We start from the raw sequence: 12,752 nt of genomic DNA on the forward strand, positions 1-12,752 counted from the left end.
CCTCAGCTAAAGGGAGATTGGCAGGCAGGATTTATTATGTCAATTGGAATTCAAAAATGATGACGACGTCACAATCAATGCGAAATGGCACCCGATTTTGCCCGCTGGTAGTGCGAGTAACCGATCATCGAATGTTACAACGATAAGTTCTACCGGGGCAGTACGGCTGCCGTCGCACGCCGCAACGCTTGCGCTGCTCAAAAAACAAAGAAACTGGTTCCGGGGGGCTTTGAATGGTAGCGAAGGCCAATGATGTCAACTCCAGCGGCCGTAATGGAGTCGGAAGCTGCCCGTCAGATTTGCGGCAGTGATTAGCGCTAAAGGACGATGACGCGCATTGCTGTTCGCAAAGGCACATGCCTGGGCCAGACTACTACAGCAACGATCGCAATGCCGAATGAGTGAAGGCTGCCGAAAAAGGCCGGCCCCTTGGCCGGCCCCGCTGGCAGACTAAGCCGCTTTTTCTATAACGTCGTCGCTATGGCGAATTTCGGTGCCGAGAACCATAAGGCATTCACGAATGAAGGCGGCGAGCGCCGTCCATCCCTTGGCTGAAACCATGGTATCATCGACATCGGCGTCGGTCGGCGACAGGTCGATATAGGTACCGCCGGCCAACGTCACTTCGGGTTCGCAAGCGGCGAGCGCCGCAACTTTTTTCCCGCTTACAACGCCATCGACGGCGATTACCATCTGCGCGCCGTAACAGATGGTAAAGATGGGCTTTTTGGTCTCATGGAAATAGCGAACCATAGCCTGGACGCGCTTGTCGGTGCGAATGTATTCCGGACCACGGCCATCAGCGGCATAAGCAGCGTGATACTCCTCGAGCCGAACTTCGCTGAAGGTCTTGTTGATCAGCGCATTGTGGCCCGGTTTTTCGGTATACGTCTGGTGACCTTCGAAATCGTGCAGCGAGGTTGCTATGACATCTCCCGCGTTCTTGTCGGGACAGACGACGTGGACGGTATGGCCCACTGCTTCCATGGCCTGCTGATAGACAAAGATTACGTATTCTTCGGTGAATTCACCACACAGCATCAGAATCTTTTTACCGGGTACTTTGGTCTCCAGATTGGGTTGATTGGGGCCGGCGTGAGCCGACCCCGCGTGATCAGAATGGGGAATCGGGAAAGTAATATTCGGCGGCATTGTCTTTGGTGATCAGGGGTGCGTCGAGCTTGTCGGTACCACGGACTGGCGCCTGCCCATTGAACTGGGCTGCCGTCATGTAGATGGCCGTCTTGATCATCGATGGCGGATAAGGTGTTTCAATCGGGGTCATGGCATCGCCTGTCATCACTTTTTCGATGATTTCCTTCATGCCATTGCCACCGAGCGCATATTTGATCTCGGTGCGGCCGGACTGTTTGATAGCTTCAACTACGCCCAGCAGCATATCGTCGTCGTTGGCCCAGACCGCATCGATATGGGGATACTTGGCCAGGTAGTCCTGCATTAGGCTGAAGGCTTCGTCGCTGTTCCAGTTGGCCGCCAGCATGTCGTCGGTCAGCTTCGAGACGACTCGTCCGGCGGCGTGTGGCTCGACCAGAAGCCGAAGTTCGTAAAGCTCGCCAAACTGGCGGGACGAAATCTGCGGCGCAGCGCTGAAGCCGATCAGGTGGGTCTTGTGCACCAGCCCCTCACCCTCAAGACGGCCCAAGGCTTCACGGATGGGGGTCTGGGAAACGCCCAGTTCGCGCGCCAGATTGTCTACGGTGATGCGAGCGCCCGGCGCGATCTTGAGCGCCATCAGCTGGGAAAAAATGGTCTTATAGACCTCGTTGGCAAGGCTGATAAGCTGGCTCACGGCTCATCGCCTTGATCCAGAACTGATCCTGTTTTCGCGTGGCGATGAAGTGCCTTTGCGCCGCTTAAACCAGCGACCTACTTCTCTAGTTTTCGCTGATCCGGTGACCGGTCTCCGCATCGAAAACATAGACCTGCTGTGGCAGGACAAACAGCGTCAAGGTCGAGCCCATCGGGACCATGTCGTCGCCGCTCACAGTCATGACAGTTGGTTTACCGGCGACCTCCATGGTGAGGAATGTCTGTCCACCTGTGGGTTCGATAATGCTGATCGTACCGGTCGGACCCGAACCTTCACCACTGCGCTGGAAGTGCTCGGGACGTATTCCGACCGTAACGGCTTTCCCCTCGGTTAGAGATCTTGCGGGCCGGAAAACGAAGGTTTCACCCGAAGCGGTTTTGGCAACACCGTCGTCGATCGTGGCGCAAATAGCCCCCTCGAGGCGAACTGAGAAACCATCCTCATCGAGAAATCACGGATGATTTCGGCTCCCTGCTGAGGCTCGTGGCCGTTCCAGCCGCCCCAGACGATTAGTGCTTCGCGCATTCTTGGTCCTCATGACACTTGGTGACTGTTTTGGATTGGGCGCACAACGCTACCAATTGGCGATCCTCCCGTCGGGCAGGATGGCGTGCAGCGCCGGGATGATTTCGGGCGCATAGGGGTGCCTGGCCGCTTCCGCTTCGTCGATCTCGATCCCCAACCCCGGCGGGTCCGGAATAGCCCAACCCCCATCGACCAGATCGAGTGGAAAGCTGCTGCAAATGTCCTTCAACCAGGGCGCGAGGCCGACCGCTTCCTCCTGTATGACGAAACTAGGGGTCGCGGCCGCAAACTGCAACGCCACCGCACCAGCCACCGGGCCCATCGGATTGTGCGGCGTGACGCCCATCGATGCAGCCTCCGCAATCGCGGCGATCCGCCGCCCGCCGCTAAGCCGCCGCAATGGCTAAGATCGGGTTGCACATAAGTGACCGCACACAGGCGGGCGAGTTCTGCATATTCCTGGACGGTGAGTAGACGTTCGCCCGTTGCCAAAGGACAATCGACCAGCCGCGACAGCTCCGCCAGTGCCGCTGGATCGCCCGGCTGGATCGGCTCTTCGACGAACATCGGGCGGATCACCCCAGCCATACAGCCCCCCTGGTCAGTGATGACTTTCACAAAAATCCAGTTGCGATGAACGGCGTTGACCACGACGGTTTCGATGGACGTGATCTTCATGACGGACGCATATCCGTATGGCAGGTGAGGCACAAAGCCAGTTCGCCCAGGCAGTTTGGCTCTTCCGCAGCGGCGATCATCAAGGCAATGTCCTCCAACACGGTCAGGCTCGAACGGCATGATTGATGTGGAACGAGACATCGCACGTCTTTACATCATATGTAAGAACTAAATTGAGTGCTCTTAAATGTTAAATGCCGCATCACGAACGCTGCAAATGCCGGTCATGCCTGGCGACGCGCTTCCCAAAGGGGCGGCGAAGCAAGCAGTCGATATCCTGGGGCGCAGGATCGCAAATGATGCCTATTTGCCCGGTCAAATCATGCCCACCGAATCGGAACTGGCCGATTCGCTTGGCGTCAGCCGGGCGACGATCCGCGACGCGATCAAGGTATTGTCGGGCAAGGGGATGGTTCGGACGGCACGTCGCTATGGGACGCGGGTTCGCCCGATTGACGAGTGGAACCTGCTCGATGCCGACGTCGTCACATGGCATGAGCATGGACATCCACGGCTGGCGACCATGTTTGCGGAAACCACGGAATTGCGCATTATCCTCGAACCGGCGGCGGCAGAACTGGCCGCTCAGCGCGCCACGGCGGCGCAGGTCGAAACCATACTCGAGGCAGCATTGGCGCTGCACCCGGAACAAAACGACGTGCAGGCGATATTTGTCGCCGACTGCCGGTTCCACGCTACCATTCTGGACGCAACCTGCAACGGCATGATGCGCCAGATGCGCCCGCTGATCATCACCATGCTGCGGGTTTCGTATGAGTTTGGTGTGCTGCAGCGTGTCACCGAGCCGGTATCGAAAGATGGCCATATTCGCGTCGCGCAGGCGATTAGGGCGGGCAACGGGCCGCTGGCACGCCAGGAGATGGCGCGAATGCTGGAGCTCAACCGGCGCGATGCGATTATCGTCAGCCCGCCCATCCGCAACAACCAACCGCAGCAAGCTTGAGCCACCATGCGTTATCTTTATACCACCCTGGGAAAACTGACTGCGGATCAACTCGGCATGATCCTGCCGCACGAACATGTCTTCGTTGATCTGCGGACGCCCGATAAAGAAGGCTATGCGCAGGCCGATACCGCAAGCGTGCTGGCGCTCATGGTGCCGCAGATCGAAGCCATCAAGGCGCTGGGTGTGACTGCGCTGGTAGAGTGCTCCACCGGCGGCGTGGGGCGGCGGGCGGATCTCGATCTGGCCGTCAGCCGGGCCACGAATTTCCCGATTGTCGTCCCGACGGGCAACTACCGCGAGCCGTGGATTCCCGCATGGGTGCGTGACGCAGATGAGAATGCTCTGCATGACTGGATGCTGGCTGAACTCCAAAACGGCATCGAACAGACGGGCTTTCAGGCCGGCTGGATCAAGCTGAGCGCAGGCGACGATGGAATAACGCCGCTGGAAACCCGTATCCTGCGAGCCGCAACACGCGCGTCCATGGCCACTGGAGCCCTGATCGGCAGTCATACCATTCGCGCTTCCGTGGTCATGGACCAACTCGACATCATCGAAGCCGAAGGCGGTTTAGCCGAGCGTTTCGTGTCCATCCACACCCATGCCGAACCCGACTTCGCCCTGCACAAGGCAATCGCAGCCCGTGGCGCCTGGATCGAATATGACAATATTGGCGCGGTCCCTGTGGAAGAAAGCGCCGACCTGATCCTGCGTGCGCTTGATGCAGGCCTTGGCAGCCAGCTTCTCATCAGCCACGATCGAGGCTGGTATGATCCCGCCCAGCCCAATGGCGGCGTACCCAAGCCTTATACCGTGGTCAGCACGGAACTGATCCCCTTACTGAATAAGCGTGGTGTCTCACAGAACACCAATGTCGAACTATTCCACCGCAATCCCTTCACCGCCTTTTCTCGCCCCTGATGCGCTGGTTCGAAACTTCCTACGGTCATCACTCACAAGACCAAGCCTAGATCGCTTTTTCTGACACCGCGTCGAACAAATGCACGTGCCCGGGTGCAATGCTGACGCCTATCGTATCGCCGGCCTTGGCATCGATCCGGCGGGTTTCCACCACGGTCAGTTCCGGCACGGTGGCGGTGGTCAGGTAGGTCATGGACCCCGTCGACTCCACAACCGCTACGGGCAGCCGAAGCGCCGCTACAGCGGGGTCAGCGGCAACCAGGTGCTCAGGCCGCAGGCCAACGGTAACCTTCTGCCCAGCCTCGGCTTTTCGCCCAAGCGGGAGCGACGGCGCGCCTTCTATATCCAGCCCCACACTCATTCCATCGGCGCCTATGGTGCCCGGCAGGAAGTTCATTGCTGGCGACCCGATGAAGCCCGCCACGAATTTGCTGACTGGCCGGTCATAGAGGTCCAGCGGCGAGCCCTGCTGCTCGATCACCCCGTCGCGCATCACCACCACATGGTCCGCCATGGTCATAGCTTCGATTTGGTCATGTGTCACATAGACCGATGTCGCGCCCAGCCTGTCGTGCAAGGCCCTAATTTCCTTGCGCATATGCACGCGCAGCGCGGCGTCAAGATTGGACAGCGGCTCATCGAACAGGAAGGCCTTGGGGTTGCGAATGATCGCCCGGCCCATCGCAACGCGCTGCCGCTGACCGCCGGAAAGCTCTCGGGGGTACCGATCAAGCAGGCCGGTCAGACCGGTCGTCGTTGCAATCTCTTCAGCCGACCTGCGGGCAACGTCCTTCTTTATCCCCTTGATCCGCAGCGAATAGGTCAGGTTTTCTGCAACCGTCATATGCGGATACAGGGCGTAGGACTGAAACACCATGGCCACGTCGCGCTTGCGCGGCGGGACGTTATTGATCACCTCGCCGGCAATCTTGATAGTGCCACCGGAGATGCTCTCGAGCCCCGCCAGCGAGCGCAGCAGAGTGGACTTGCCGCAACCGGACGGCCCAACCAATGCGACGAAACTGCCTTTTTCGATAGAGAGGCTGACATTCTTCAGCGCATGGAAGGCGCCGTAGTGCTTGTCGATATTGGCAAGCTCGATCTGGATTTCGCTCACGGGAGGTCCCCAATATGATGGCATTTGGTTAGCGTTTGGCGGCTCATTTGACCGCTCCCACGACAACGCCGCGTGTCAAAGTGCGCTGGAAGATCAGGAAGAAGATGAGGGTGGGTGCCATGCCGAGCAGTGACGCGGCGGCTTGAAGCGTCGGGTCCGACATGTTCTGGCCGCGCGTCAGGCCCATCGCCACTGACACGGTCTGGTTGTTATTGGATACCAGCATGACCAGCGGGATCAGGAACTCGTTCCAGGTCCAGATGAAGAAGAACGTCCCCACCACCATGAGCGACGGTCGGAGCACCGGGACCACCACCTGCCAAAGGATTTGCCACCGATTGGCGCCATCCATTTCGGCGGCCTCGATGATTTCCCTGGGAAAGCTGCTCAGCACCGACGACAGCAGATAGGTGCCAAAGGCGCTCTGGATCACCGCAAAAATGATGATGACGGCCAGTTGGGTGTCATAGAGGCCTGTCGCCTTGGCCATATAGTAAAGCGGGTAGATGATGGATTCCTGCGGCACCATGATGCCGAGCAGCAGAACCACCAGGATGACCCGCGACCCACGCACTTTGCCGATGCCGATGGCATAGGCATTGAGCAGGCTTATCGTCACCCCGACAACCGCGACCGCCAGGCTGATGATGGCGCTGTTAAGCAGCTTGCGGCTGAAATCAGCCAGGTTCCAGAATTTGACGAGCGCCGAGAAATCCAACGCCGTCGGCAGCGACAGTGGTCCATTCATCGCGTAGTCGACACTGGACTTTACCGAATTGCTGAGAGCCAGAAAGAACGGAAACAAGACCAGCAATAGCAGAAAGCTCAGGAGCGCGAGCACGAACCAGCGTCCTGTCCCATGCCGACGATAGTCATGCACCGCATGTGGTACGGCGGCAACAGACGTGAGCGTTGTATCGGCCATTGTCTATTCCCTCCCCGCCTGTCGCGACTGGAAGCGCAGGAAAATCACAGCAAGGCCGATGGTGAGGATGGTCTGAACCACAGCAATCGCCGCTCCATAGCCAACGCGCTGGGTGGTGAAGAAATGATAATAGGTCAGGTAGGACGGGACCAGGGTGGCATTGTCCGGTCCGCCCGCCGTCAGCACGAAGATCGGTGCGAACACTTTGAGCGCGGCGATCAGTGTCGTCAGGACCACGACGAAAATCTCGGGTGCCAAAAGCGGAATGGTGATGGTCACCAACCGCTGCCACCAGCCGGCGCCGTCGAGTTCAGCCGCTTCATAGAGCGCCGGGTCGATGCGCGAGAGGCCAGCCATGAAGACGACAAGGCAGTAGCCGACCTGAATCCACACGATGACCAGCGACACGGCCGGCAGCGCGTAAGTGGCATCCCCCAGCCAGTTTTGCGACAACGCGCCCAGACCTACGCCCTTGAGAATGATGTTGATCACGCCGACCGGGTTGAAGATCCAACCCCAAAGCACGCCCGCAGCAGTGATCGGCAGGATTTGCGGCAGGTAGAATGCGGCGCGGAACAGGCTCGACACCGTCTCGCCGAACTGGTCGCGGATGTAGTCGAACAGCAGCGCCGCCAGCACCAAGCCGAACACGACCGGGATGATCGTCATCGAGATGACGAACAGCAGCGTGTGGCTCATCGAGCCCCAGAACTGGCCGTCGCTCAGCATCCGTTCGTAGTTTTGCAAGCCCACGAAACGCGGAATGCCGACGCCCTTCCAGGCGGTGAAGCTAAGGGCGAGATTAGCAATCTGGGGCAGCAGCACGATGGCGCAAAAGCCCAGAACGCCGGGTATCAGATAGAGATAGTAACTGCGCTTGTCTTCCGTGGAAGCAGTGTTCGGCGTGGCCATTTTCCCCTCCACGATCGATGGGGCCGCGCCTTGGATGAAGCGCGACCCGACGAGATCAGTTGTTACTGGTTGGCCTGTGCGTCGTCATAAGTTTGCTTCAGCTCGCCAGCGAACTGATCGGGCGTCAGGGTGCCCTGCAGCAGGCCAGCGACCTTCTGGATCAGCACGTCGTAGAAGCCGGGGACCGGCCAGTCGGGATAGAAGCCGAGACCCTGCTTGTCAGCGATTTCCTTGAACACGGCAGCCGCGTTCTGGCCGACCGGATTGGTCACCGTAGCCGGGTCAGCTGCGATCGAAACGCCGCCATTATTGGCCTGTTCGGTCTGGTACTTCGGCGACAGCAGCAGGCTGATCCACTGCTGAGCAAGTTCGGCGTTCTTGGAGGCCTTCGGGACCACCCAGAGGTTGCCGGTCGAGCCGACCGAGTACTTCGGCGTCGGTACCAGGAACTGGCCCCACTTGAAGTCCTTGATCGAGGAGCTAAAATTTCCCAGGTTCCAGGTGCCCGAAATGTAGATCGGCGCCTGGCCGGAGGTGAACTGCAGCGCCGCATCGGGATCCTTGATGCCCGTCGAATCCTTGCTCACATAGCCCTTGGCCACCCAGTCGATCATGGTCTGGGCCGCAAACAGATAGGGTGCGGTATCGAGCGGGGCCTTGAGGCCCTGATAGTTCTGGACCCAGGTGTCGTCGGCCTTGGTATAGGCCAGCGAGGCGAGCACGTGCTGGCCGCTGGTATCGGCGCCGCCGAGCGCCAGTGGCGTGATGCCAGCCGCCTTGAAAGCTTCGAAAGCGGCAGTCAGTTCTTCGAGCGTGGTCGGAACCTTCAGCCCGGCCTTTTCGAACATGTCGATATTGTAGAAGGCCGACACATACTCGCCATAGGTCGATATGCCCCAGATCGAACCCGATCCGTAAACACCCAGATCGTCATAGCGGCTGAGCGTGAGCTGGCCTTCGTTGAGGATCTTGTCCCAACCCTGTCCGGTGTAGGCGTCATCGAGCGACTGCAGCAGGCCCTGGCTGGCAACGAGGCCGGCAGTGGCATTGCCCTTGTTGTATTCCAGCACGTCCGGCGCCTGATCGGAATTGAGGATCATGCTGCCCGAAGCCTGCAACTGCGCGAAGGTCTTCTGCTCGAAATTGACGGTCACGTCAGGATTGCTGGCCTTGAATTCCTCAAGAGCCTTAGTCCAGGTAATGCCCTGGGCCGAAGCCGCGTCCTCGAACCACCAGATATTGAACGTGTTTTCCTGGGCATATGCCAGGCCGCTCGTTAGCACCACAGCGCCGATCGCCATGGCCAATGTCGAAAGTTTCATCCTCAGTCCTCCCATTGTGCGGCACGGGCCGCGGTTATGCTAAATCTCGCCGGAGCTTCTTGCGGAGCCTGTTGCGGCGATCCGACGAGGTTAGGCGATGTAGTCGCCACCCCGGCAATTCTTGAGATAGTTGAGCCCGCGCACCTGACCCGTCATTTCGAGGTCGCCGCGATAGACCGGGTCATGCCAGCCTTCGATGTCGATGGAGCCGGCATAGCCAGCGAGCCGTAGCTCGGAGATCACGTCGGTCCAGTTGGTGTCGCCGAAACCCGGCGTGCGCATGAACACGAACTTCTCCTTGCCGAAGACGCCATGCTCCTTGATGACCTCCCAGCGGATGGTCGCGTCCTTGCCGTGCACATGGAAGAACTTGTGCGCCCATTTGCGGATCTGGGGCATCGGATCGATCAGATAAACCATCTGGTGGCAGGGCTCCCACTCGAGCCCGATATTGTCATCCGGCGTCTCGTTGAAGATCAGCTCCCAAGCATCGGGATTATGGGCAATGTTCCAGTCGCCGGTCGCCCAATTGCCATCCATGGCGCAGTTTTCGAACGCCAGCCTGACGCCCTTGTCCGCGGCGCGCTTTGCCAGTTCGCTCCAAACTTCCTTGTAGCGCGGCAGGCTGTCGGTCAGTGGCTTGTTGCGGATGCGACCGGTAAAACCAGCAACCGTCGTGGCGCCGAAGTGATGCGCGTTGTCGATGCAATCCTTCCAGCCCTGCAGGGTCTGGCGGTCCATTTCCTGGTCTTCCAAGGGGTTGCCGAACATGCCCAGCGTCGAAATGGTGATGTCGCGATTGCCGATCGCCCCAACGCTGCGCTTGCCGAGTTCGGCTAGGTTCTGCCCATTGGTGGTCTGCCAGAAGAACGGCTCGAAGCTCTCGAAGCCCAGGTCAGCGATCGCTGCGATATTCTCGGCGGCCTTGCCTTCGGTAGCCTGGATCATGGTGCCGATGCGGATGGCCTTGGCGGGGTTGGTCAACTCGGAAATCCTCAAACTGCAATGGTGACGCGCTGGCGGGTCTTGGCGCTTTCAATCGCGGCAAACACCATCGCCAGGCTCTTGATATTGTCGTTGCCGGCAGTTTCGGGCGGCCTGCCTTGCTCGATGGCGTCCAGGAATTCCGCGATGACGCTGGCATGGCCATGCGTCTGCTCGATATCGGCCGGAGCCGGAACCTCGACAGATGCGGCCTCGCGCAATAGGCCCGAACCGTCGACAGCCACCTTGGCGTCGAAGTTTTCCTCGCCATCCCAGATCAGCGTGCCCTTGGTACCAATGATCCGCCAGGCGCTCTCCCAGCTCGTATTGGCGCCCTCGGCGCACCAGGAGCCGCGATAGTTGAACACCACGCCTTCCTCGAATTCGAAGATCGCATTGGCGGCAGCGCCGTGCCCATACCAGGAGCCTCGGGGATTGTTCTCCAGGCAATAGACTGCCGTCGGCGCCGCTCCGGCCATGAAGCGCGCGGCATCCAGGGTGTGTATCGCCATGTCGAGCAGCAGCACATTGTCCATTTCCTCGCGGAAGCCGCCGAAATGCGCGCCGACGAAGAAGTCGCAATGCAGCGCCGTGAGCTCGCCGAGTGCCCCGCTTTCAAGCAGCCGGCGAATGCGGCGAACGCCGGAAATGAAGCGCCGGTTCTGCACCACGGCGTGAACACGTCCTGCCGCATGCGCCTGCGCGATCATTTCCCGGCCAGCCGCAAGAGTGGACGCCATCGGTTTTTCGCTGAGTACGTGGCAGCCGTGGCGCAACCCGGTGGAAACGACCTCGTCTCGGGCCGCCGGTATCACGACGTCGAACAGCAAGTCAGGCTTGGTGGCCGCGAGCACGGCATCCAGATCGGTCCCGATCGTGATGTTGGAGAGACCAAACTCCGCGGCCCGCGCCTCGGCGGTGGCACGATGCAGGTCGACTAGGCCGACAATCTGCACACGGCCCTTGAGCAAAGGATGATTGGCTAATGCCGACAACCACCCCTTTGACATGTTTCCGCAGCCCGCAATAACGGCCGTAAACGTCACTCTAAAATCCTCCCGGTAACATGTGCGTGCCCATCTACGCGGGTCGGAGGCGCATGTGCCGTAAACGTTTACGAAATTAAGTGTGATAATTACCGCTTGTCAATAGCGCTTGAGATTGCTCGCCCGCCCTGTGGACGAGGTCGCTTGCAATTGTCGTCCATCAAGGTCCATTGAAGCGGCTGCAGACGGCGTTCGATGGCAGGCTCGTGAAAACCGGAAGGTCTATTGAATGAAGGGTATCCGGCGCCTTGCCAATGAGCTCGATATCTCTATCGGCACCGTTTCGCGTGCGCTCAACGGCAAGCCCGATGTCAATGAACAGACCCGCCAGCGGGTCCTCGATGCCGCCGCCGCCATGGGTTATGTTCCCAATCAGGCCGGTCGCGCTTTGCGCAAGGGCTCCACCGGCGTCGTCGGTTTCATGATGCAGACGGGCTCGCAGATTACCGGCGAGGGTGACGTCTTTTTCATGAGCGTGTTCGATGGCGTGCAAACGGTTTTCGCGCGTCACCAACTCGATCTGGTAGCTTTGCTCTGCTCCTCCGAGGAGGATCCGGATGCTTACCTGCAGCGGGTGGTCGCCCGCGGTTTTGCCGACGCGATCATCATTTCGGCGACTAAGCGTTATGATCATCGGATCGAATATCTGGCTGTGCGCAACATTCCCTTCATCGCTCTTGGCCGCAGTTTAACGGATGCGGGGCAGCCCTGGCTCGATCTGGATTTCGAGGGCATGGCAGAGGTCGGCGTCGATAGGCTGGTCGCCAAGGGCCATCGCCGCATCGGTGTCTTTGCGCCCTACGACGATACAAATCTCGGTTTTGTCTTCCTTGAAAGCTATCGTAATTCACTGAATAGGCATGGCATTCCGTTCGATGCGGACATGATTTTCCGCGCTCATCCCAACGAGCGCGGTGGGTATGAAATTGCCGAGCGCATCGCCGCCATGCAGGATGGAAAACGACCGACCGGCTTTGTGCTCACCAACGAGGTGATGTCGGTCGGACTGTATCGCGGGCTATACGATTCCGGGCTGCGTCCGGGTAAGGATTTCGCTGTGATAGGTCGCGATAGTCCCCACGCACACTATCTTTCGCCCAAGCTGACGTGCTTTGCACTCTCGCTCCGCGACCTGGGGATCGCTCTGGCAGAATCCCTGCTCGCCACCATGCCGGCCTTTGCGCCCCAATATCCCATCGGCGTCGTCCGAAAAGTTCTGCCGATGACGCTAATCCAAGGCGATAGCGACTGCGCCGTGTGACACTGGCAGGACCTGCATCGGTTCGGTGCTGTAAACCTTTGGCGAGACTGCGTTCCGTTTTGCGGAAGCTGGCCTTGCTGGACTTGCCCCGCTTTAATGGAGAGGCATTAGCTCATTTAAGTGCCCGGTTTTCGAACTGCACAGGACTTTGGTAGTCGAGGGCGGAGTGTCGCCTCACAGGATTGTAGAAGCCGTCGATGTAGCGGGCAATGGCCTGTTCGGCATCGTGTCTGGTCTGGAAGCGTGTGCGCCAGACGAGCTCG

Annotated in this window: 13 protein-coding genes and 2 pseudogenes; 3 read left to right on the forward strand and 12 right to left on the reverse strand. The window is 59.3% G+C overall.

Annotation, left to right across the window (positions count from 1 at the left end):
• Window positions 1-450: 450 nt before the first annotated feature.
• The 5 genes and pseudogenes from WH91_RS11815 to WH91_RS26115 form a co-directional block, all read right to left on the reverse strand.
• Window positions 451-1,041, reverse strand: a complete 591-nt coding sequence (locus tag WH91_RS11815; RefSeq protein WP_046171215.1) for a DJ-1/PfpI family protein — start codon at window positions 1,039-1,041, stop codon at window positions 451-453.
• 73 nt (window positions 1,042-1,114) lie between these two features.
• Window positions 1,115-1,810, reverse strand: coding sequence for a substrate-binding domain-containing protein (locus WH91_RS26110; protein WP_082102126.1), 696 nt, complete (start codon window positions 1,808-1,810; stop codon window positions 1,115-1,117).
• Between the two features lie 85 nt (window positions 1,811-1,895).
• Window positions 1,896-2,240, reverse strand: coding sequence for a TOBE domain-containing protein (locus WH91_RS25385; protein ID WP_082102127.1), 345 nt, complete (start codon window positions 2,238-2,240; stop codon window positions 1,896-1,898).
• Window positions 2,214-2,356: pseudogene (locus tag WH91_RS24925) on the reverse strand (ThuA domain-containing protein); the annotation flags it as partial. The gene WH91_RS25385 and the pseudogene WH91_RS24925, both read right to left, overlap by 27 nt.
• Before the next feature lie 49 nt (window positions 2,357-2,405).
• Window positions 2,406-3,175 (reverse strand): annotated as a pseudogene (locus WH91_RS26115) (enolase C-terminal domain-like protein).
• An 85-nt stretch (window positions 3,176-3,260) separates the two neighbouring features.
• Between WH91_RS26115 and WH91_RS11835 the strand changes: the two are divergent.
• Both WH91_RS11835 and WH91_RS11840 read left to right on the forward strand, forming a co-directional pair.
• A complete protein-coding gene (locus tag WH91_RS11835) occupies window positions 3,261-3,998 on the forward strand; it encodes a FadR/GntR family transcriptional regulator (protein ID WP_052952794.1) in 738 nt (245 codons plus the stop codon).
• A gap of 6 nt (window positions 3,999-4,004) precedes the next feature.
• Window positions 4,005-4,922: a phosphotriesterase family protein gene (locus tag WH91_RS11840; RefSeq protein WP_046171217.1), complete on the forward strand. Its 918-nt coding sequence runs from the start codon at window positions 4,005-4,007 to the stop codon at window positions 4,920-4,922.
• Window positions 4,923-4,968: 46 nt separating this feature from the next.
• On the opposite strand, the gene WH91_RS11845 is transcribed toward WH91_RS11840, so the two are convergent.
• The 6 genes from WH91_RS11845 to WH91_RS11870 all read right to left on the reverse strand — a co-directional run bounded on the left by WH91_RS11845 (window position 4,969) and on the right by WH91_RS11870 (window position 11,228).
• Window positions 4,969-6,039: an ABC transporter ATP-binding protein gene (locus WH91_RS11845; protein WP_244542332.1), complete on the reverse strand. Its 1,071-nt coding sequence runs from the start codon at window positions 6,037-6,039 to the stop codon at window positions 4,969-4,971.
• A 43-nt stretch (window positions 6,040-6,082) separates the two neighbouring features.
• The gene (locus WH91_RS11850; RefSeq protein ID WP_082102130.1) at window positions 6,083-6,964 is read right to left on the reverse strand and encodes a carbohydrate ABC transporter permease; all 882 of its coding nucleotides are present in this window, start codon (window positions 6,962-6,964) and stop codon (window positions 6,083-6,085) included.
• A 3-nt stretch (window positions 6,965-6,967) separates the two neighbouring features.
• Window positions 6,968-7,876 (reverse strand): carbohydrate ABC transporter permease, encoded by a 909-nt coding sequence (locus WH91_RS11855; RefSeq protein WP_046171219.1) that lies wholly within the window; start codon window positions 7,874-7,876, stop codon window positions 6,968-6,970.
• Between the two features lie 62 nt (window positions 7,877-7,938).
• Window positions 7,939-9,198: an ABC transporter substrate-binding protein gene (locus WH91_RS11860; protein WP_046171220.1), complete on the reverse strand. Its 1,260-nt coding sequence runs from the start codon at window positions 9,196-9,198 to the stop codon at window positions 7,939-7,941.
• Window positions 9,199-9,288: 90 nt separating this feature from the next.
• Window positions 9,289-10,182 (reverse strand): sugar phosphate isomerase/epimerase family protein, encoded by an 894-nt coding sequence (locus WH91_RS11865; RefSeq protein ID WP_046171232.1) that lies wholly within the window; start codon window positions 10,180-10,182, stop codon window positions 9,289-9,291.
• Window positions 10,183-10,193: 11 nt separating this feature from the next.
• Window positions 10,194-11,228: a Gfo/Idh/MocA family protein gene (locus WH91_RS11870; protein WP_046171221.1), complete on the reverse strand. Its 1,035-nt coding sequence runs from the start codon at window positions 11,226-11,228 to the stop codon at window positions 10,194-10,196.
• Window positions 11,229-11,457: 229 nt separating this feature from the next.
• On the opposite strand from WH91_RS11870, the gene WH91_RS11875 reads away from it, so the two are divergent.
• Window positions 11,458-12,489, forward strand: a complete 1,032-nt coding sequence (locus WH91_RS11875; protein ID WP_046171222.1) for a LacI family DNA-binding transcriptional regulator — start codon at window positions 11,458-11,460, stop codon at window positions 12,487-12,489.
• Between the two features lie 112 nt (window positions 12,490-12,601).
• Here the strand turns inward: WH91_RS11875 and WH91_RS23450 are convergent.
• On the reverse strand, window positions 12,602-12,752 hold a 151-nt coding region (locus WH91_RS23450), incomplete at its 5' end, for an IS3 family transposase (protein WP_144408342.1).

The organism is Devosia psychrophila (genome assembly GCF_000971275.1).
GTDB classification, from domain to species: Bacteria; Pseudomonadota; Alphaproteobacteria; order Rhizobiales; family Devosiaceae; genus Devosia; species Devosia psychrophila.